This window comes from Alloalcanivorax profundimaris, assembly GCF_015265435.1.
GTDB classification, from domain to species: Bacteria; Pseudomonadota; Gammaproteobacteria; order Pseudomonadales; family Alcanivoracaceae; genus Alloalcanivorax; species Alloalcanivorax profundimaris.
On the sequence record NZ_JABJWH010000020.1, the window covers coordinates 11,816 to 32,515 of the forward strand.

Below are 20,700 nucleotides of genomic sequence, written 5' to 3' on the forward strand. Positions count from 1 at the left end.
ACCTGAGACGGAAATCCTGCCAACCGACCCCTTCATCGCCATGCAGATCGGCCCCTACGTGCTTCCCAACCCCCTGATTCTCGCGCCCATGGCCGGCGTGACGGATCGCCCGTTCCGGCGCCTGTGCCGGGAATTGGGGGCGGGCCTCGTGGTGTCCGAGATGGTGACGTCCGACACGCGCCTGTGGAATTCGCGCAAATCGGCGCAACGTCTCGACCACCGCGGCGAGCCGGGCCCCGTGTCGGTGCAGATCGCCGGCGGCGAGCCGGAGATGATGGCGGAGGCGGCCCGGGCCAACGTGGACCGGGGCGCCCAGATCATCGACATCAACATGGGCTGCCCGGCCAAGAAGGTGTGCAAGCGCGCCGCCGGCTCCGCCCTGCTTTCCGATCCGGACCTGGTGGCCCGGATTCTGGACGCGGTGGTGGCGGCGGTGGACGTGCCGGTCACCCTAAAGATCCGCACCGGCCCGGACCGTGAAAACCGCAACGCCGTGGCCATCGCCCGCATCGCGGAACAGGCCGGCATCCAGGCCCTGGCCATCCACGGCCGCACCCGCGCCGACAAGTTCAACGGCGAGGCGGAGTTCGATACCCTGCGCGCGGTGACCGCGGCGGTGACGCTGCCGGTTATCGCCAATGGTGATATCAAATCGCCGGGAAACGCCCAACGGATACTGGAATCCACGGGTGCCAGTGGTATTATGATCGGCCGCGCCGCTCAGGGTAATCCATGGATCTTCCGGGACACCCTGCATTACCTGGAGCATGGCCGGCTGCCCCTGGCGCCGCGCGTCGACGAAGTGCGCGAGCGGGTGCTCACGCACCTCGACGATCTGCATCACTTTTACGGGGAATACACCGGCGTGCGCATCGCCCGCAAGCACCTGGGGTGGTACACGCAGTACCTGCCCGGCGGAGAGCCGTTCCGGCGCGGGTTCAACAAACTGGAAGAGGCCGGCCAGCAGAGGCGGGCCGTTGAGCAGTTTTTCCTGGAAATCAACAGCCTTGGCGATCGCGTCCGTTTCGGTCGCTATGGCGAGGTGTCTGCCCGGAACCTCTTAGCCCGGAAAAAGAATGGAGCACTGGCCGCATGACCCTTTCTTCAATGAAGACCGCCGCTGCACGGACACTCACAGAAATGAATACCGCCGAATCACGCAAGCCCCATCTGACGCTGGCCCGCAGCGAAACCCACGACACGCTGCGCAACTGCGTGCGACGGTCCCTCGCCGACTACTTCAACCAGCTCGACGGCGAGCCGGTGAGCGAGCTGTATCAGATGGTCCTGGCGGAGATGGAAATCCCGCTGTTGGAAAAAGTCCTGGAGTACACCCGCGGCAACCAGACCAAGGCCGCCGAGCTGCTGGGTCTCAACCGCGGCACCCTGCGCAAGAAGCTCAAGCAGTACGGTCTGCTGTAAGACCGCCCCGGATCATGAAGGGCAGTGCCACACTGCCCTTTTTTAGTTTCTGAACCCTGAACACACGCACGCCCCGCGTGCCGCCCCCGGCGTGCCGGCGTGACAGCGAAGGTGAGCAACCATGAGCAAGGCCGTTGAACGCGCGCTGATCAGCGTTTCCGACAAAACCGGCATCGTCGACTTCGCCCGGGCCCTGGCGGACCGGGGCGTGGAGCTGCTGTCCACCGGCGGCACCTTCCGCGCCATCCAGGACGCCGGCATCGCCGTGCGCGAGGTCTCCGACTACACCGGCTTCCCGGAAATGATGGACGGCCGGGTCAAGACCCTGCACCCCAAGGTGCACGGCGGCATCCTCGGCCGGCGCGGCCAGGACGACGCGGTGATGACGGACAACGGCATCCAGCCCATCGACCTGGTGGTGGTGAACCTCTACCCCTTCGAGCAGACCGTGGCGCGCCCGGACTGCACCCTGGAGGACGCGGTGGAGAACATCGACATCGGCGGCCCGACCATGGTGCGCTCGGCGGCCAAGAACCACGCCCATGTGGGCATCGTCACCGACGCCGCCGATTACGCCCGGGTACTGGACGATCTGGAAGCCGGTGACGGCCGGCTCTCCGACGCCCTGCGCTTCGACCTGGCGATCAAGGCGTTCGAGCACACCGCCGCCTACGACGGCGCCATCGCCAACCACTTCGGCAAGCTGGTGGGCGAGAACAACCAGGACTTCCCGCGCACCTTCAACCTGAATCTCCGCAAGGCCCAGGACATGCGCTACGGCGAGAACCCGCACCAGAAGGCGGCGTTCTACGTGGAGCGCGAGCCGGCCGGCGCCAGCGTCGCCACCGCCCGGCAACTGCAGGGCAAGGCGCTCAGCTACAACAACATCGCCGACACCGACGCCGCCCTGGAATGCGTGAAATCCTTCACCAAGCCGGCCTGCGTGATCGTCAAGCACGCCAACCCCTGCGGCGTGGCGGTGAGCCTGGACGGCATCGACCAGGCCTATGACCTGGCCTTCGCCACCGATCCGGAATCCGCCTTCGGCGGCATCATCGCCTTTAACCGGGAGCTGGACGCGGCCACCGCCAAGGCCATCGTCGACCGCCAGTTCGTGGAAGTGATCATCGCGCCGCGCGTCAACGAGGACGCCCTGGCCATCACCGCCGCCAAGAAGAACGTGCGGGTGCTGGAGTGCGGCGAGATCGACGGCCCCACCGCCGGCGGCCTGGACTACAAGCGCGTCAACGGCGGCTTGCTGGTGCAGGACCGGGACGTGGGCATGGTCGGCGAAAACGACCTGAAGGTGGTGACCAAACGGGCCCCCACCGACACCGAGCTGCACGACCTGATCTTCGCCTGGAAGGTGGCCAAGTTCGTCAAGTCCAACGCCATCGTCTACGCTCGCAACCGGCAGACCATCGGCGTCGGCGCCGGCCAGATGAGCCGCGTGAATTCGGCGCGCATCGCCGCCATCAAGGCGGAGCAAGCGGGCCTGGAGGTGAAGGGCTCGGTGATGGCCTCGGACGCCTTCTTCCCGTTCCGCGATGGCATCGACAACGCCGCCGCCAACGGCATCCGCTGCGTGATCCAGCCCGGCGGCTCGATCCGCGACGAGGAAGTGATCGCCGCCGCCGACGAGGCGGACATGGCGATGGTGTTCACCGGCATGCGCCATTTCCGGCACTGAATCAGGGGCACACATGAAAGTCTTGATCATCGGCGGCGGTGGCCGCGAGCACGCACTGGCCTGGAAAGTGGCCCAGGCCGAGGCGGTGGAAAAAGTGCTGGTGGCGCCGGGCAATGCCGGCACCGCCCGGGACGCCAAGCTGGAAAACGTGACGGTGGACGTGAGCGACCAGGCGGCCCTGGCCGAGCTGGCCGAGCGCGAAGGCGTGGCGCTGACCATCGTCGGCCCGGAAGCGCCGCTGGTGGAAGGCCTGGTGGACTACTTCCAGGCCCGCGGCCTGAAGTGCTTCGGCCCGTCCAAGGCCGCCGCCCAGCTGGAAGGCTCCAAGGCCTTCACCAAGGACTTCCTGGCCCGCCACGCCATCCCCACCGCCGCCTACGGCAACTTCACCGACATGGACCAGGCCCTCGCCTACGTCCGTGAGCAGGGCGCGCCGATCGTGATCAAGGCCGACGGCCTGGCCGCCGGCAAGGGCGTGATCGTGGCCATGACCCTGGAAGAGGCCGAGGACGCGGTGCGCGATATGCTGGACGGCAACAAGTTCGGCGACGCCGGCCACCGGGTGGTGGTGGAGGAATTCCTGGACGGCGAGGAAGCCAGCTTCATCGTCATGGTGGACGGCGAGCACATCCTGCCGATGGCCACCAGCCAGGACCACAAGCGCGTGGGCGACGGCGACAGCGGCCCCAACACCGGCGGCATGGGCGCCTATTCGCCGGCGCCGGTGGTCACCGACGAAGTCCACGGGCGCATCATGGACCAGGTGATCCGCCCCACCGTGGCCGGCATGGCCGCCGAGGGCATGCCCTACACCGGCTTCCTGTACGCCGGCCTGATGATCGGCGCCGACGGCCAGCCCAAGGTGATCGAATACAACTGCCGCTTCGGCGACCCGGAGACCCAGCCGATCATGATGCGCCTGCGCTCCGATCTGGCGGCCCTGTGCCTGGCCGCCCTGGACGGCAAGCTGGACCAGGTGGAAGCGGACTGGGATCCGCGCCCCACCCTGGGCGTGGTGATGGCCGCCGGCGGCTACCCGGACGGCTACGACAAGGGCGACGCCATCAGCGGCCTGGACGACGCCGACTCGGACACCGTCAAGGTGTTCCACGCCGGCACCGCCGAGAAGGACGGCCAGGTGGTCACCAGCGGCGGCCGGGTACTGTGCGTCACCGCCCTGGGCGACAGCGTGGCCGATGCCCAGCGCCACGCCTATGAGGCGGTGGCGAAAATCACCTGGCGCGACGCCTACCACCGCACCGACATCGGCTACCGGGCCGTGGCACGGGAACAATCGTGACGGCACGCCGTGCCTGAATCGATCCCCCTGTTCCTGGCGGCGGTGGCCGTCGGCTGCTACATCCAGACGGTCACCGGCTTCGCCCTGGGCATCTTCGTGCTCACCGTGGTCACCCTCACCCAGGTGGCCTCCATCCCGGTCACCGCCAGCGCCCTCAACATCATGAACCTGATGCTCGGCTCGGTGGTGGTGCTGCCCCGCCTGCGCCAGGTGAACTGGCGCCTGATCGCCCTGAGCCTGGCCGGCGGGCTGCCGGCCATGGCCCTGGGCGTGCTCGCCCTGGGTTACCTGGACCGCAACGCCGAGCACTTTCTGCACCTGTTGCTGGGCGGGCTGATCTTCGCCGCCGGCGCGGTGATGGCGCACCGCCCCAACCAGCGCGACACCCTGTCCTCGCCACCGGCGTTCATTGGCGCCGGCGCCCTGGGCGGCTTCTTCGGCGGCCTGTTCAGCATTGGCGGCCCGCCGGTGGTCTACCAGCTCTACCGCCAGCCGATACCCGCCGCCACCTTGCGCCTGACCCTGGTGGCGCTGTTCTCGCTCACCTCCATGGGCCGCCTCGCCGTGGTCGCCGCGCACGGCGACCTGACCGGCGACGTGCTGCGCACCGGCCTGATGAGCCTGCCGGTGGTGGCGCTGGCCGCCTGGCTCGGCCGTCGCTACCCGCCACCGCTCAGCGAGCGCGCCATGCGCCGCCTGGTGTTCCTGTTGCTGATGCTCAGCGGCGCCGCCGTCACCCTGCTGGCGCTTCTGTAAGCGCGTACCCCATCACACTGGCCGCCCCCGGCCGGTGCGCGGTGCCGCGAAAGCGCCTACAGTGGATGGTCGGTCGTCCTGGGGGGCGGCCCGCGATAACAACAGGGGGAGTTCCATGAGCGCCACCGAGTCCGCTACCCGCCACCCGTCCAGTGGCGGCGACGGCGCCGATATGAGCCGGCTGAGCCACTTCATCCCGTTCGACGGCCTGAGCGAATCGCACCTGGCGGAGATCCGCGACCAGGTGACGGTGCAGCGCCTGCCCGCCGGGCGGCTGCTGTTCAAACGCGGCCAGGCCTCCGACAAGGCCTGGTTCCTGGTCGACGGCGAGCTGGATCTGATCGACGCCGGCTACCAGGTGCGGCCGTTCGCCGCCGACGACGACGAAAACTACCTGGCCGTGGACAACTACCCGCGCCACACCGTCAACGCCATCACCCGCGAACCCGCCACTCTGTACGGCATCGACCGGGACAAGCTGGATCTGCTGATGGCCTGGACCCAGGCCCCGGACCTGCTGCCCGAGGACGATTCCGACGACCGCGACTGGATGGACGCCCTGCTTACCTCCGGCCTGTTCGCCCAGGTGCCGCCGGCCAAGCTGCACGCCCTGTTCGTCAAGTTCCGCCCCCGCGAGGTGGGCCTCGGCGAGGTGGTGGTGGAGGAAGGCGAGCCCGGCGACGTCTTCTACGTGATCAAGCGCGGCAAGGCCATGGTGACCCGGGCCGCCCCCGCCGGCACCCACACCCTGGCGGCGCTGAGCGCCGGACGCTTCTTCGGCGAGGACGCCCTGATCAGCGACCAGCCGCGCAACGCCACCGTCACCATGACCAGCGACGGCGAGCTGATGTGCCTGGACAAGAGCGATTTCCAGGCCATTCTGCAGGCCTCGGTAATCCGCCGCATCAGCGAGGACGCCCTGGACACCCTGGTGCTGGAGGGCGAACGGGCGGTGGTGCTGGTGGACGTGCGTCTGCCCATGGAATCCCGCCACGACACCATTCCCGGCGCCCGCAACTTGCCGCTCAACGAACTGCGCCAACGGGCCCGCGGCCTGGAACGGGAATTCCTGTACATCCTGTGCGCGGAAGGTCGACGCAGTGAGCTGGGAGCCTATATCCTCTCCGAAGCGGGCCTGGACGCCCTGGTGCTGGATCGGGGAGACAATGAAAACAGGGATACCCAGAACGAGGAGCACGCCGAGGCCACCGCGCCCCGGTGACCGGCGCCGCGCGGCGCGCCTGTGGCTGGGCGCGTTGCTGCTGCTGTTGGCGGCCCTGGGCCGCGCCGATCCGCCGCCCCCCTATGTGATCAGCAGCCTGCCGGAGCGGGCGCGCATCACCATTTACTCGGAATACCTGCCCGACCCCGGCGGCGACCTCTCCGTGGCGCGGGTGGCCGCCGGCGACCACGAGGGCGCCTTCCGGCCCGCCTCCCGCTTCGTGGAACGGCTGGGGCTCAGCGACCACCCCTGGTGGATCCGCGTGGCGGTGCGCAACGAGCTGGGCAATCAGCAGCGCTTCGCGCTGATCCTGGGTCCGCGCAACTACCACGACAGCACCCTGTTCGTGCCCGACGGCGACGGCCACCGCCCGGCCACCGCCGAGGAGCGCTTCCTGTTGCATACCCCGGTTTACCTGGTGGACCTGCCGCCCGGCGAGACCCGGGTGTTCTACTGGCGGGTCAATCCCCGGGGCGGGCTGCTCTACTCCATGCGCCTGGGCACCCTGGCCTCCGCCCTGAACGGCGACGCCGGCTTCATTCTGTATTGGGCGCTGCTGGGCATGATGCTGACCCTGGCCGCCTACAATGTGCTGGTGGCCACCCTGCGCGGCGGCCCCAGCCACGGTTACCACGCCGGCTTCCTGGTGGCGATGGCGGCGCTGCTGCTGTTCGTTTCCGGGGAACTGGCGGACAGCGCCTTCTGGGGCCCCTGGCTGCCGCGCCTGAAGCTGGTCTCGATCATGGCGGTGATCCTGTGCGCCTGCGGCGTGGGCCGCACCTTCGTGGACAGCCGCCGCTACGCGCCCTGGTTGCACCGCCTGTTGCTGCTGATTTCCGGCCTGGCGGTGGCCGGCCTGGTGATCGGCCCGTGGCTGTCGCCGGTGCGCGGCCTGACCCTGGCCTTCGGCCTGGCCCTGGTGGCCGCCGTGGTGATGCTGGTGCTGGCCTATCAGGCATGGCACCGGGAAGCGCCCCTCGGCGGCCTCTACTTCCTCACCAGCCTGGTGATCGCCAGCCCGCTGATCCTCGCCTGTCTGACCCTGTTCGGGCTCACCGGCGGCGGCCTGGACCTGGTGCTCAGCGTCATGGTGGCGGTCAACCTGGCCGCCTTCATCCAGGCGGTGGGCCTGCGCATCCAGTATCTGCGCCGCCAGCGCCTGATCATGGCGCAACGGCGCGACCAGGCGGTGGCCGAGGCGGTGAACAGCACCCGCCGGGAAACCCTGGCGCGCATGGGCCACGACGTGCGCACGCCGCTGAGCGGCATCCTCGGCATGGCCGAGATCCTCGACGACACGCCCCTGACCCCCAACCAGAAAGAGTGCGTGAGCGGCATCCGCAATGCCGGCGGCAACCTGCTCAAGATCATCAACGACGTGCTCGAATACTCCCAGCTTTCCGATCAGGGCGCCGACCTGAACCGGGAAGCCCTGGACACCAACGACCTGCTGATGGACGCGGTGGATCTGTTCCGCGAGCGCGCCGAGGAAAAGCAGGTGGAGCTGATCACCCATGTGCACACCAATGTGCCGGGGCGCCTTGAGGGCGACCCGGGCCGGCTGCGCCAGGTGCTCACCAATCTGCTGGGCGCCTTCATCCGCCATGCCCAGCCCGGCGAGCTGATCATCGACATCTCCCTGGAGCCCACCGGCCGGGCCGGCCTGGTGCGTTTCGAATTCAGCGGCTCGGCGCTGCGTCCGGGCACCCTGTCCCGGCTGCGCGAGCAGGATGCCCGCCGCGACAGCAGCGGCCTGAACCTGTCCATCGCCGAACAGCTGGTGGCCGCCATGGATGGCCGCCACGGCGAGCGCGACGAGCCCGGCGGCGACGCCGGCTACTGGTTCGTGCTGCCGCTGCCGGCGCTGGACCCGGCGCCGGACAGCGCCGACACCGACGGCTCCGTGCTGCAGGGGCGCAGCATGCTGGTGGTGGACGACTCCTCCACGGTGACCCGGGTGATCCGCCATCTGGCGCTGAGCTGGGGCATGCGCGTCACCGCCTGCCACGATCCCCGCGAGGCCCTCGCCTCCCTGCGCACCCAGGCCAACATCAACGAACCCTACGACGTGGTGCTGCTGGATCAACTGATGCCCGGCATGAACGGCCTGGACCTGGCGGCGCGCATCCATGAGGACCCGGTGATCACCCAACCCACCGCGCTGATCATGCTCACCGGGGTGAACAACGCGCCCAACGGCACCGAGGCGCGCAACGCCGGTATCCACCGGGTGCTGGCCAAGCCGGTATCGGCGCCGCGCCTGAAGCAGGCCCTGGCCGAGGAACTGGGGCTGCTGCACCGCTCTCCCCGGGGCCGCCGGCAGGCGGCGCCGGACCCGGGCCTGCGGCTGCTGGTGGTGGAGGATCACAAGCTCAGCCAGAAGGTGATCCGCGGCATGCTCAACAAGCTGGGGCTGGACCCGGAGTTGGCCGCCAACGGCAAGGAAGCCCTGGAGAAAGCCTGCCAGCGCCGCTACGACCTGATCCTGATGGATTGCGAGATGCCGGAAATGGACGGCTTCGAGGCCACCCGCCGGATCCGCGAGCACGAGCGCCGCCACGGCCTCGCCCCGGTGCCGATCGTGGCGCTCACCGCCCATATTCTGCGCGAGCACCGGGAACGCAGCCTGGCCTCGGGCATGAACGCCCATATTCCCAAACCGGTGGAGATGAGCGTGCTGCGCGACACCCTGGTGCGCTTTACGTCGGGCTCCGGCGGCGGCGCCACGCCACCGGAGACGTCCCCCGCCAGCGACGAAAGGCGCGACTGAAGGCGCTGGACTCGGAGAACCCCAGCAGCAGGGCGATTTCGGTGAGGCTCAGGGCTGGGTCGCGCAGGTAGATGTCCGCCAGGCTGCGGCGCAACCCGTCGAGCACCTCCTGGTAGGGCTGGCCCTGACGACGCAACCGGTCCTGCAAGGTGCGCGGCGCCAGGCCCAGGTCCGCGGCGACGCCCTCGATGGACGGCTCCCCGGCGCTCAGCCGCCGGTACAGCGCGGCCCGGGCCCGACTGACCAGATTGCCGTGGGCGTCGAAGTCCGCCAGCAGGGCGCGGGCCTCGCGCTCCATCATGCGCCCCAGGCCCGGGTCGGCGCTGCGCAGGGGCGCCGCCAGCAACTCCGGCGCCAGGCGCACGCCGTCGAAATCGGCGGCGAAGCGCACCGGCGCCCCCAGCGCCGCCTGGTAGCGCTCCGCGTCCGGCGGCGCCGGGTGGCGGAAACAGACTTCCAGGGGCGCCGCGTCCGCCGGCATCAGCGGCCGCATGAAGGTAACCCAGCCGGTGATCGCCGCCTCGCGCACGAAGCGCGCCGGCTCCCCCTCCACCGGGCAGTGCCACTCCAGGCGGACCTCGGTGTCGCCGTCGTGGCGCTCGGTGCGGCCCAGGTTGCCGGACAGCTTCTCGAAGCGCATCAGCCGGGCAATGGCCTCGTCCAGGTCGCGGCTGGCGAGAATCACGTAGCCGAGCACCTGATAGGAGCGCGGCCGTACCCGCCGGCCCACCTCGAACCCCAGGCCCGGGTCGCCGCAGGCGTCCAGAATCACCAGGAACAGACGCATCACGTCCAGCAGCGGCAGCAGCCGGCCCGGGTCCTGGAACACGGCCGGGTCGATGCCGGCCTGCTCCAGCACCGCTCCCCGCTCCAGCCCGTAGTGGGCGAGCAGGTCCGGCAACACCGAGTCCACGAAAGCGGCCGACAGGCTGCGTTCGTCGCCGGCCGCCTGATGCAGGTCGATCACCGCCATGGCGCCTCTTCACTGTGCTTCGGAAAGCCGTATGCTAGCATGCCGTCACGATCGCACCGGAGGCCGGCCATGACCGAACGACAGCTCTCCCCCCTGGACCGCCTGCTGAGCCGGGTGGACCACGCCATGCGCACCCTGACGCCGGGTTCGGCGCGGGCCGAGCGCCAGCCCAGCGGGCTCGATGAAGCCCGCGACGAGGGGCCGTTGTCCGCTCCGGAACGCCGTCACATCACCGGTCTGATGCGCATCAACCACACCGGCGAGGTGTGCGCCCAGGGCCTCTATCAGGGCCAGGCCAGCACCGCCACCCTGCCCCATGTGCGCCACGCCATGGAGGAAGCCGCCCGGGAAGAAGAGGACCATCTCGCCTGGTGCGAGGACCGCATCCGCGAGCTGGGCGGCGTGCCCAGCCGTCTCAACCCGATCTTCTACGCCATGAGCTACGCCTTGGGCGCCGGCGCCGGCCTGGCCGGGGACCGCTGGAGCCTGGGCTTCGTGGCGGAAACGGAGAATCAGGTGGTGCGACACCTGGAGGACCATCTGCAGCGGCTGCCCGAGCGTGACCGCCGCAGCCGCGCCATCCTCACCCAGATGCGCAGCGACGAGCTCAAGCACGCGGTCACCGCCAGCGACGCCGGCGGCGCCCCCCTGCCACCGCCGGTGCGCGGCGCGATGACGGCAATGAGCAAGATGATGACCTTCACCACCTACAGAATCTAGTGAACGGTTAAGAGTGAACAGTTAACAGCGGCGCGGGCAAGGCCGTGCCGGCTCGGAACGCATGAGGCCGCGCCCCACCCGGGAACGCGGCCTCAGCGTTTGAGCACCCGCAAGCCAACTCCGCGCGCTGTTAACTGTTACTTATTCACTGTTAACTGCTTTCTTCACAGGTTGCGGCTGTAGAAGATTTCCAGCATTTCCGTCTGCAGACGGTCGCGGATGTCCTTGAGCTCGTGGTCGTCGAACTCGTCACTGCCGGCGCCGAACAGATAATTGTTCAGATCGAAGTCCTTGAGCAACATCTTGGTGTGGAAGATGTTCTCCTGGTACACGTTCACGTCGATCATCTGATAGGCGTTCTGGGTATCCTCGGTGAGGAAGTTCTGGATCGAGTTGATGTCGTGATCGATGTAGTGCTTGGTGCCGTCCAGATCCCGGGTCATGCCGCGCACCCGGTAATCGATGGTAACGATGTCCGAGTCGAAGCTGTGAATCAGGTAATTGAGCGCGCGCAACGGTGAAATCACCCCGCAGGTGGACACGTCCACATCCACCCGGAAGGTGGAGATGCCGTTGTCCGGATGCGATTCCGGATAGGTATGCACGGTCACGTGGCTCTTGTTGAGGTGCGCCACCACGGAATCCGGCAGCGGCCCCGGCGCTTCCTCGTCCCAGTCCTCGCCGGAGGGCGGGGTCTCGTGCTCGGCGATCAGCATGGTCACGCTGGCGCCCTGGGGATCATAGTCCTGGCGCGCGATATTAAGAATATTGGCACCAATAATCCGGGTCACATTGGTGAGGATCTCGGTGAGCCGCTCGGCGTTGTAGAGTTCATCGATGTACTCAATGTACTCCTTGCGGTGTTGCTCGGTCTTCGCGTAAGCGATGTCGAAAATGTTGAAACTCAGGGATTTGGTCAGGTTGTTGAAACCATGGACCGAAATCTTGGGATTGGGATCTTTCACCACGGCGTTTCCCCGCTGACCAGTGCTACCGCGTTTTCAGGACTCAATGCTATAGCTGTGGGTGACCTCGACGCCACCACGGCTGAGCATGATGGCGGCGGAGCAGTATTTTTCGGCCGACAGCTCCACCGCCCGTTTGACGTGATTTTCCTTGAGGCCGTGACCGGCGATCACGAAATGCAGGTGGATCTTGGTAAAAACGGCGGGAATCTCGTCCTCGGCGCGTTCGGCGCTCAGTTCGCAGCGGCAGGCGGTCACGTCCTGGCGGGCCTTGCCGAGGATGTGCACCACGTCGAAGCTGGAGCAGCCGCCCAGGCCCATCAGGACGGTTTCCATGGGCCGCGCGCCCCGGTTCCGGCCACCATGGTCCGGCGGCCCGTCCATGAGGATTTTATGTCCGGTGCCGGATTCCGCCTCGAAGCAGACGTCACCCTGCCATTCAACCACCGCTTTCATTCGCGTTCTCCTGATCGGGCCATCCCGGAATGGTCGCGCAGACTACCATACCCCGGGGCGGCGCCATAGCCCGCGCGTGGCGCGGCATGGCGGGAAACGGCAGACTGTGCGACGTGTCCCTTGGCAGCCACGTGAAAAAAAGGCAAACTCCCTTAGCTTAAGTTGCTACTACTTTTTTCCGGCCCCAGCAACGTGCCTGCTACAGCAACGCCTTATTAAGCAAAGAGTGCCCATGAGCGACGGAAATAAGATAATCCCAAACCTGGATCGGTTTCTCGCCAATTGTCACCGGCGAAAATACCCGGCGAAAAGTACCATCATCTACGCGGGTGATGAGTCGGACGCCCTTTATTACATCCTCAAGGGTTCGGTGACCGTCATGATCGAGGACGACGATGGTCGCGAGATGATCATGGCTTACCTGAACGCCGGGGACTTCTTCGGGGAAATGGGCCTGTTCGAGGCGGAGCCGTCCCGTTCCGCCTGGGTCAAGGCGAAAACCGAGTGCGAGGTGGCCGAGGTCAGCTACGCCAAGTTCCGCCAGCTGACCCGCGAGGACGCCGACATCCTGTTCGCCGTCTCCGCCCAGATCGCCGGCCGTCTGCGCGCCACCACCCGCAAGGTCGGCGATCTGGCGTTCCTGGACGTCACCGGCCGGGTCGCCGGCACGCTGCTGGATTTGTGCAAGCAGCCCGACGCCATGACCCATCCGGACGGCATGCAGATCAAGGTCACCCGCCAGGAAATCGGCCGCATCGTCGGCTGCTCCCGGGAAATGGTGGGCCGGGTGCTCAAGAACCTGGAAGAGCAGGGCCTGGTGTCCGTCAAGGGCAAAACCATGGTGGTGTACGGCACCCGCTGACCGGTTACGAGCGAGTTACCCGGACACCACAAAGTCCCCACCGACACGTCGCCGGGCGGTCATATCCGCCCCCTAAAGTGCCGGTCGCCGTCCTTGGACGCGCGTCCATTCGCACTGCAAAAAGGGGCTCCGGTGACTGCTTCCAAACCTCGCCATACCCGCCGGCACCAGGCGCCGGCGCTACTCTGCCTGATTGTCATGCTGGCCGCCTGCGGTGGCGGCGGCGGTGGCGGCAACGCCGCCGGCCCCGTCGCCAACCAGCCGGACGGGCCGGAGCTTCCGGATCCGCCCGCTCCTCCGGAAACCGCCTGGTTCGATTCCCACTGGGACAACGGCGAGCCACCCGCGCCATCCCGGGCCGCGCCCCGGGGCGAGTGGCTGGCCACCGATACCCATGTGCACAGCGACCATTCCTCGGACGGCTCGATCTGGCGCCAGGCCAGTGATGACGCCCTGCCCGGCAACATGGCGGTGAGCGACCAGATCGGCCAGGCCCGCCGCCAGGACCTGGACTTTCTGGCGCTCACCGACCACCGCACCTACGATCAGCACTGGGACCCGCTGTGGACCTCCGACCGGTTGCTGCTGATTCCCGGCGAGGAGGCCAACGGCCGCCCCCACGCCAATATCCTGGGCGCCACCGACACCATCCTCGACGGCGCCAGTCCGTCCTCCGGCGCGGAGCACCGTCCCACCCAGCAAAGCCTGTGGGACGCCCATGGCCAGGGCGCGGTGATGCAGACCAACCATCCGGACCGGGACTGGACCGGCGACGACGGCGTGCCCAACGACCACGCCAGCACCCAGGGGGTGGACCTGATCGAGGTCTGGAACGTGGCCCAGGATATCGACGCCCAGCTCACCTACGCGGAAAGCCGCTGGAACCGGGGTTGGGAAACCGGCATCACCGCCAGTTCCGACAATCACTTCCGGGAACTGTGGCCGATCGGTTTCGGCCCCGGCACGGTGAAGACCCATGTGTTCGCCGCTACCCGCGGCGAGGCCGGCATCCTGGCGGGGCTGCGCGCCGGCCATACGGTTCTCGGTGACGGCGGCCCGCTGGCACCCCTGCTGACCCTGGAGGCGGATGCCCAGGGCGACGGCGTGTTCGAGGCGCTGCCCGGCGACGCCGTGGCGGTGCCACCCGGCGGCGGGTTGGCGCTGCGCCTGCGGGTGCGGGGCGGCTTCGGCCATCGGCTGCGCCTGTACACGGCGCCGGGCCGGCGCGTCGGCGCGGTGGCCGAGTTCATCGCCGGCCGCGCCGACCAGACCTTCAACACGGTGATCACCCGCCCCGACCGCCCCGGGCCGTTCTGGGTGTACGCCGAGCTGACCACCCTGGCCGGGGTGCGCAAGGGGCTGACCTCGCCGCTGTTCATGCGCACCGGCGCGCCGCTTCGGCCACGGGGCGAACGCGCCGTGCCGGAGAGCCTGACCATCGAGGACGACGCCGCCCTGGCCCTGGGCGAGCGCGGCCGCTTCACCGGCTTTCCCGACGTGGCCGAGGACCAAGGCGGCGTGCCGCTGACGGTGGCCGAACGGCACGGCCCCGAAGGCACCGACGTGGTGTTCCGGCGCGGTGACGGCACGGACGTCAGGGTGCTCAATACCGTGGCCGGCGGCGCCCGCTATCCGCGCATCGCCGCCGCCGGCGGCACCCTCTGGGTGATCTGGCAGGACGAACGCCAGGGCCAGGTTCCCCGCCGCCCGCGTATTCTGACCCGCGCCTCGGTGGATGGCGGCCTCACCTGGGGACGGGAATACACCCTGACCCTGGGCGGCGACCGCGCCATCCGCCCGGCGGTGGCGGCCCTCGCCGACGGCACCCCGGTGCTGGCCTGGAGCGACAACCGCCGGCGCTGCTTCGACCTGTACGTCCAGGTGGGGCTCAACGGCGAGGCGGAGAACCTCACCGCCGACAAGACCTGCGACTCCGGCAACGGCCTGGACACCCGCTCCACCCGGGACCCGGCGTCCCTGCATCCGGCGCTCACCGTGCTCGACGACGACACCGTGGTGCTGGCCTTCCAGGACAACCGCTTCGACGTGAACCCGGGCTGGACCGGCCAGACCGGGTTCCACGACGGCCTGGAAGGCCTCGACCGCACCGATCCCGACAACTGGGAGATTCTCGCCCGCCGCCGTGATCCGGCCAGCGGCGACTGGTCGCCGGCGGTGCGCGTCTCCAACAACGGCGACCCGGATGACGCCTTCGCCGAGGACGCCCTGGCCGACCGTCACCCGGCGCTGGGCCACGACGACCAGGGACGGCTGGTAGCCGCCTGGGACGCCAAGGTGCTGAACAGCTCCGGGGTCAACAGCGCCATCTTCGCCAGCGTCTCCGAGGACGGCGGCCTGAGCTGGTCGTCACCGCTACTGGTGGGGCGCAACGACGACGCCATGAGCCAGCGCCCGGCCCTGGGCCGGGCCCCGGACGGCACCGTGCTGGCGGCCTGGATGGACACCCGCGACGCCGATTGGCGGCACCGGATATGGGGCAGCCGCTGGACGGCGGAGAACGGCTGGGCCGACGCGCGACGGCTGTCCGGCACCGGCAACGGCGTCTGGCCGAGGCTGGCCGGCGCCCATCTGGTGTTCGCTTCGGACCGGGGAGCGGCGCCGCAGCGGGACGCCACCTGGCGAGTGCTTCACCGCGCCACGGCGCCGGTGGGGGACAGTCCCACCGCCATGGCGCGCACCCACAGCCTGCCCGGCGGCACCGTCGGCCAGTGGCGGGATTATTGGCGGGAACGGGGAGCGCTGGAGGACCTGGCCGAGCCGGACCACGACCACCGGCACCCCTGAGTCAGAAGAACAGGGCCTTGAGCGCGGCGCCCGGGTCGCCGGCCTTCATGAAGGCCTCGCCCACCAGGAAGCCGTTGATGCCGTTGTCGCGCATCAGGCGCACGTCCTCGCGGGAATGGATGCCGCTTTCGGTGATCACCAGCCGGTCGGCGGGCACCTCGTCGGCCAGGCTCAGGCTGGTGTCCAGCCGGGTCTCGAAGGTGCGCAGGTCCCGGTTGTTGATGCCCACCAGCTCGATATTGAGCTTCATGGCCCGCTCCAGTTCCTCCGCCGAATGCACTTCCACCAGCACATCGCAACCGGCCCGCTGGGCGGCGTGATAAAGCTCATCAAGCTGGGCGTCGGACAGCGCCGCGACGATCAACAACACGGCGTCGGCGCCCATCGCCCGGCTCTGGAAGATCTGCCACGGATCGATCATGAAATCCTTGCGCAGCACCGGCAGCGTCACCGCGTTGCGGGCGGCGCGCAGGTAGTCCTCATGGCCCTGGAAGAACTCCTCGTCGGTGAGCACCGACAGCGCGCTGGCGCCGGCTTCCTCATAGCGCCGGGCGATGTCCACCGGGTCGAAGTCCTCGCGGATCACGCCCTTGCTGGGCGAGGCCTTCTTGATCTCGGCGATCACCGCCGGACGGTGCTCGGCGACGCTGCGGTAGAGGGCGGCGGCGAAACCCCGGGCCTTGCCCTGGTTCTCCGCCATGGCCTCGAAGTCGCCGATCGTGTAGTGCTGCTGGCCCGCGTGAATTTCCGCGCGCTTGCGTTCGATGATCCGGTCCAGGATGGTCTCGCTCATGGCTGGCTCTACACCTCCTCTTTGAGGGCGAATGTGAATTGCGCCAGTTCGCGCATGCGTTCCGCCGCCTCGCCATTGTGAACCAGATCCTCCGCCATCCGAACCCCTTCTTCCAGGGTGCGGGTGACACCGGCCACATAGATGGCGGCGCCGGCGTTGAGGGTGATCATGTCGGCGGCCTTGGCGGCGTGTTCGCCCCGGCGCTTGCCGAAGGCGTCGCGGATCAGCGCCAGGGAGGCCTCCGGGTCGGTGACGTCCAGGCCCACCAGGGAGGCGGAATCGATGCCCACCTGCTCCGGCGTCAGTGTGTATTCACTGACCTCGCCATCCTTGAACTCGGCCACATGGGTCTTGCCGGCCAGGCTGATCTCGTCGAGGCCGTCCAGGCCGTGCACCACCATCACGTGCTCGGCGCCCAGGCGGCCCATCACCTCGGCCATGGGCCGGCACAGTTTGTCGGAGAACACCCCCACCACCAGGCGGCGCACGCCGGCCGGGTTGGTCATCGGCCCGAGGATGTTGAACAGGGTGCGCATGCCCAGCTCCTTGCGCGGACCGATGGCGTACTTCATGGCGCCGTGGTGGGCCGGGGCGAACATGAAGCCCACGCCCACGCCGTCCACGCACTGGGCGATTTCCGCCGGGGTCAGATCCAGGCGGATGCCGGCGGCCTCCAGCAGGTCCGAGGAGCCGCTTTTCGAGCTCACCGAGCGGTTGCCGTGCTTGGCCACCCGGCAGCCGGCGGCGGCGGCCACGAAGGCGCTGGCGGTGGACACGTTGAACAGGTTGGCGCCGTCGCCGCCGGTGCCGACGATGTCCACCAGGTGGCGGCGGTTCTCCACCACCACCGGGGTGACCAGTTCACGCATCACCATGGCGGCGCCGGTGATCTCGTCCAAGGACTCGCTTTTCATGCGCAGGCCGACCAGGAAGCCGCCGATCTGGGCGTCGCTGGCGCCGCCGGTCATGATCTCGCGCATCACGTCCCGCATCTGCTCCGTGGACAGGTCGATGTGGTCCACCACGGTGGCCAGGGCTTCCTTGATGTTCATGCGCTTTCCCCCTTCAGGAAGTTGTTCAGCAGGTCATGGCCGTGCTCGGTCAGAATCGACTCCGGATGGTACTGGACGCCTTCCAGGGGCAGGTCCTTGTGGCGCATGCCCATGATTTCGTCCATGTCGCCGTTGTCATCCTCGGTCCAGGCGGTGATCTCGAAACAGCCCGGCAGGGTCGCCTTGTCCACCACCAGGGAATGGTAGCGGGTGGCCACGTAGGGACTGGGCAGGCCGCGGAACACCCCCTGGCCGGTATGATGCACCGGCGAGGTCTTGCCGTGCATCACCGTGCGCGCGCGCACCACCTTGCCGCCGAACGCCTGGCCCAGGGCCTGGTGGCCCAGGCACACGCCGAGAATCGGCAGCTTGCCGGCGAAATGGCGGATCGCCTCCACCGAGATGCCCGCCTCGTTGGGCGTGCACGGGCCGGGGGAGATCATCAGCCGGTCGGCGTCCAGGGCTTCCATGCCGGCCAGGTCGATGCGGTCATTGCGGTGCACCAGCACCTCCGCGCCCAGCTCCTGCAGGTACTGCACCAGGTTGTAGGTAAAGCTGTCGTAGTTGTCGATCATCAGCACGCGCATTACTTGCCCTCCGGGGTCTGCAGGTCGAGGCCGCCCAGGGCCATGTTCACGGCGCGGAACACGGCGCGCGCCTTGTTCATGGTCTCCTTCCACTCCAGATCGGGCACCGAATCGGCGACGATGCCGCCGCCGGCCTGCACGTACAGCCGGCCGTCCTTGACCACCGCGGTGCGGATGGCGATGGCCATGTCCATGTCGTCGTTGAAGCCGATGTAGCCCACCGCGCCGCCGTAGACACCGCGCTTGGTGGGCTCCAGCTCGTCGATGATCTCCATGGCGCGAATCTTCGGCGCGCCGCTCAGAGTGCCCGCCGGGAAGGTGGCGGCCAGCACCTCCAGGGGACCCAGGTCCTTGCGCAGGGTGCCTTCCACGTTGGAAACGATGTGCATCACGTGGGAGTAGCGCTCGATCTCCATGTTGCCGGTAACGCGCACCTGGCCGGGCTCGGCCACCCGCCCCACGTCGTTGCGGCCCAGATCGATCAGCATCAGGTGCTCGGCGCGCTCCTTGGGATCGGCCAGCAGTTCCTCCTCCAGCGCCTTGTCGCGCTCCGGGGTGGCGCCGCGCTTGCGGGTGCCGGCGATGGGCCGCACCGTGACGGTGTCGTCCTCCACCCGGGTCAGGATCTCCGGCGAGGAACCGGCGATGTGGAAGTCATCCAGGTCCAGATAGAACATGTAGGGCGACGGGTTCAGATAGCGCAGCGCCCGGTACAGGTCCATGGCCGGAGCCGGGAAGTCACAGCTCATGCGCTGGGCCGGCACCACCTGCATGACGTCGCCGGCGAGGATGTACTCGCGGATTTTCTCCACCGCCGCGGCGTGCCGGTCGCGGGGAAACTCGGAGACGAAATCGTTCTCGTCCACCGGCGCGCCGTACACGCGGTGCTCCGGCTCCGGCAGGGGGGCGCGCAGCTTGCGCTGCAGCTCGTCCAGACGCGCCTCGGCGCCGGCCCGGGCGCCCTCCTCCGCCGGGTCCACGTGCACCACCAGGAAAAGGCTGCCGCGCAGATTGTCGAACACCACCACTTCCTCGGAGCGCATCAGCAGGATGTCCGGCACGCCGAGCACGTCCTCGCCGGGCGCCGGCCCCAGACGCGGCTCGAAGTAGCGCACGCTGTCGTAGCCGAAATAGCCCACCAGGCCGCCGTTGAAGCGCGGCAGGCCGGGCACGTCCGGGGTCCGGTAGCGCTGGCGGTACTCCTCGATCCAGGCGATCGGGTCGTCACGGTCGAATTCCTCGCGGCCGGCCTCGCCGTCCACCACGATATGGGAGCCGGTGATGCGCACCACTTCCCGGGCCGGCAGCCCGATGATGGAATAACGCCCCCAGCGCTCACCGCCCTGCACGGATTCGAACAGGTAGCTGTAGGGGCCGGCGGCCAGTTTGCGGTAGGCGGACAGCGGCGTGTCCAGATCCGCCAGTACTTCGCGTACCACGGGTACGCGGGTATAGCCCTGGCGGGCGGCATCGTCCAGATTTGGTGACATGGTGGTCCCCGGTTCTTATTCAGGTGTCGGATTGTAGCGAAAACAAAGGGTCGCCGTTATCGGCGGACACGCCGCGAGCGGCGCGCGAGGGCAAGCGTCACCATCGCCAGCGGGCGGGAGAGAAGGCAGGCAGCGGATTGTTTGATCTGGGGTGGATCACCGCGAACATCCTGAGCAAAAGCGACAGTGTCCGGATTCTAGCCCGCGAAACGGTCAAATGCCAATGGCGTGGCGCCGTCACGATGCCCATACTGGGCGCCATGACACAACCGCACTCCTGGACCGACTGGTTCGACGCCACCCGGGCCGCCGCGCCCCATTGTTTCATGCAGCTGGCCACGGTGGCCGCCGATGGCGCCCGCTGCCGTACCCTGACCCTGCGCGAGCGCCACGGCGCCGGCCTGTGGTTCACCACCGACCTGCGCAGCGACAAGGTCACCGAACTGCGCCGCCAGCGCCGCGCCAGCGACGGCGCGCCCCGGGCCGAGGCCTGCTGGTACGACCTCACCAGCCGCGTTCAATGGCGCTTTCGCGGCCCGATTCGCCTGCTGCTGCCGGAGAACCACCCGGACGACTGCCAGCGCCTGTGGGAACGGATCGGCGACGCCGACCGGGCCCGCTTCCATGGCCCGCCGCCGGGCAGCGTTCATCAGGGCCCGCCGCCGGAACCGGCACCGCGCATCGCCGAGGATTTTTCCATTCTGGTGCTGGAGGCGGAACGGGTGGACGTGCTGGAACTGGCCGACGAACCGCACCGCCACTGGCGCTATCAGGGCGTCGACGACACCTCCCCCGCGCGCCTGATGCCGTGAGCGTTCAAACGCCCCGGGAACGGGG

18 protein-coding genes are annotated in these 20,700 nt (G+C 68.4%); 11 read left to right on the top strand and 7 right to left on the bottom strand.

Annotated features, from left to right (window positions below; all coding sequences use genetic code 11):
• Positions 1 to 40: 40 nt before the first annotated feature.
• The 7 genes from dusB (at position 41) to HMJ39_RS10455 (ending at position 9,160) form a co-directional block, all read left to right on the top strand.
• The gene (dusB, locus tag HMJ39_RS10425; protein ID WP_194297255.1) at positions 41 to 1,096 is read left to right on the top strand and encodes a tRNA dihydrouridine synthase DusB; all 1,056 of its coding nucleotides are present in this window, start codon (positions 41 to 43) and stop codon (positions 1,094 to 1,096) included.
• Between the two features lie 44 nt (positions 1,097 to 1,140).
• Positions 1,141 to 1,422 (top strand): DNA-binding transcriptional regulator Fis, encoded by a 282-nt coding sequence (gene fis / locus HMJ39_RS10430; RefSeq protein ID WP_138772945.1) that lies wholly within the window; start codon positions 1,141 to 1,143, stop codon positions 1,420 to 1,422.
• A gap of 121 nt (positions 1,423 to 1,543) precedes the next feature.
• Positions 1,544 to 3,112, top strand: a complete 1,569-nt coding sequence (gene purH / locus HMJ39_RS10435) for a bifunctional phosphoribosylaminoimidazolecarboxamide formyltransferase/IMP cyclohydrolase (RefSeq protein ID WP_194297256.1) — start codon at positions 1,544 to 1,546, stop codon at positions 3,110 to 3,112.
• Positions 3,113 to 3,125: 13 nt separating this feature from the next.
• The gene (gene purD / locus HMJ39_RS10440; RefSeq protein WP_194297257.1) at positions 3,126 to 4,412 is read left to right on the top strand and encodes a phosphoribosylamine--glycine ligase; all 1,287 of its coding nucleotides are present in this window, start codon (positions 3,126 to 3,128) and stop codon (positions 4,410 to 4,412) included.
• A 9-nt stretch (positions 4,413 to 4,421) separates the two neighbouring features.
• Positions 4,422 to 5,168 carry a sulfite exporter TauE/SafE family protein gene (locus HMJ39_RS10445; RefSeq protein WP_161384127.1) on the top strand — a complete coding sequence of 249 codons (747 nt, stop codon included), beginning with the start codon at positions 4,422 to 4,424 and terminating at the stop codon, positions 5,166 to 5,168.
• A gap of 115 nt (positions 5,169 to 5,283) precedes the next feature.
• On the top strand, positions 5,284 to 6,390 hold the full coding sequence (locus tag HMJ39_RS10450; RefSeq protein WP_228462288.1) for a cyclic nucleotide-binding domain-containing protein: 1,107 nt from the start codon (positions 5,284 to 5,286) through the stop codon (positions 6,388 to 6,390).
• Positions 6,335 to 9,160: a hybrid sensor histidine kinase/response regulator gene (locus HMJ39_RS10455; RefSeq protein ID WP_194297258.1), complete on the top strand. Its 2,826-nt coding sequence runs from the start codon at positions 6,335 to 6,337 to the stop codon at positions 9,158 to 9,160. Before HMJ39_RS10450 ends, HMJ39_RS10455 begins: the two co-directional genes overlap by 56 nt.
• Here HMJ39_RS10455 and HMJ39_RS10460 read toward each other — a convergent pair.
• A complete protein-coding gene (locus HMJ39_RS10460) occupies positions 9,090 to 10,133 on the bottom strand; it encodes an AraC family transcriptional regulator (protein ID WP_194297259.1) in 1,044 nt (347 codons plus the stop codon). The genes HMJ39_RS10455 and HMJ39_RS10460 overlap by 71 nt on opposite strands.
• Positions 10,134 to 10,202: 69 nt before the next feature.
• Here HMJ39_RS10460 and coq7 point away from each other — a divergent pair, with 69 nt between their 5' ends.
• Positions 10,203 to 10,853, top strand: a complete 651-nt coding sequence (gene coq7 / locus HMJ39_RS10465) for a 2-polyprenyl-3-methyl-6-methoxy-1,4-benzoquinone monooxygenase (RefSeq protein ID WP_194297260.1) — start codon at positions 10,203 to 10,205, stop codon at positions 10,851 to 10,853.
• 164 nt (positions 10,854 to 11,017) lie between these two features.
• Here coq7 and speD read toward each other — a convergent pair whose 3' ends face one another.
• Positions 11,018 to 11,821 (bottom strand): adenosylmethionine decarboxylase, encoded by an 804-nt coding sequence (speD, locus tag HMJ39_RS10470; RefSeq protein WP_194297261.1) that lies wholly within the window; start codon positions 11,819 to 11,821, stop codon positions 11,018 to 11,020.
• A 33-nt stretch (positions 11,822 to 11,854) separates the two neighbouring features.
• Positions 11,855 to 12,274, bottom strand: a complete 420-nt coding sequence (locus HMJ39_RS10475; protein WP_161384122.1) for an OsmC family protein — start codon at positions 12,272 to 12,274, stop codon at positions 11,855 to 11,857.
• A 232-nt stretch (positions 12,275 to 12,506) separates the two neighbouring features.
• Here HMJ39_RS10475 and crp point away from each other — a divergent pair, with 232 nt between their 5' ends.
• Together crp and HMJ39_RS10485 are read left to right on the top strand one after the other, a co-directional pair.
• Positions 12,507 to 13,136 (top strand): cAMP-activated global transcriptional regulator CRP, encoded by a 630-nt coding sequence (crp, locus tag HMJ39_RS10480; protein ID WP_138772954.1) that lies wholly within the window; start codon positions 12,507 to 12,509, stop codon positions 13,134 to 13,136.
• A 132-nt stretch (positions 13,137 to 13,268) separates the two neighbouring features.
• On the top strand, positions 13,269 to 15,941 hold the full coding sequence (locus HMJ39_RS10485; RefSeq protein ID WP_194297262.1) for a CehA/McbA family metallohydrolase: 2,673 nt from the start codon (positions 13,269 to 13,271) through the stop codon (positions 15,939 to 15,941).
• Position 15,942: 1 nt separating this feature from the next.
• Here HMJ39_RS10485 and trpC read toward each other — a convergent pair whose 3' ends face one another.
• The 4 genes from trpC to trpE are packed head-to-tail and all read right to left on the bottom strand — an operon-like array spanning position 15,943 to position 19,863.
• A complete protein-coding gene (trpC, locus tag HMJ39_RS10490; protein WP_194297263.1) occupies positions 15,943 to 16,734 on the bottom strand; it encodes an indole-3-glycerol phosphate synthase TrpC in 792 nt (263 codons plus the stop codon).
• An 8-nt stretch (positions 16,735 to 16,742) separates the two neighbouring features.
• Positions 16,743 to 17,786, bottom strand: coding sequence for an anthranilate phosphoribosyltransferase (gene trpD, locus HMJ39_RS10495; protein ID WP_194297264.1), 1,044 nt, complete (start codon positions 17,784 to 17,786; stop codon positions 16,743 to 16,745).
• A complete protein-coding gene (locus HMJ39_RS10500) occupies positions 17,783 to 18,373 on the bottom strand; it encodes an anthranilate synthase component II (protein WP_194297265.1) in 591 nt (196 codons plus the stop codon). The genes trpD and HMJ39_RS10500 overlap by 4 nt, the downstream gene beginning before the upstream one ends.
• Entirely contained in the window at positions 18,373 to 19,863 is a 1,491-nt protein-coding gene (gene trpE, locus HMJ39_RS10505; protein ID WP_194297266.1) for an anthranilate synthase component I, read from the bottom strand. Before trpE ends, HMJ39_RS10500 begins: the two co-directional genes overlap by 1 nt.
• A gap of 242 nt (positions 19,864 to 20,105) precedes the next feature.
• Here trpE and HMJ39_RS10510 point away from each other — a divergent pair, with 242 nt between their 5' ends.
• Positions 20,106 to 20,675, top strand: coding sequence for a pyridoxamine 5'-phosphate oxidase family protein (locus HMJ39_RS10510; RefSeq protein ID WP_194297267.1), 570 nt, complete (start codon positions 20,106 to 20,108; stop codon positions 20,673 to 20,675).
• Positions 20,676 to 20,700 lie beyond the last annotated feature (25 nt).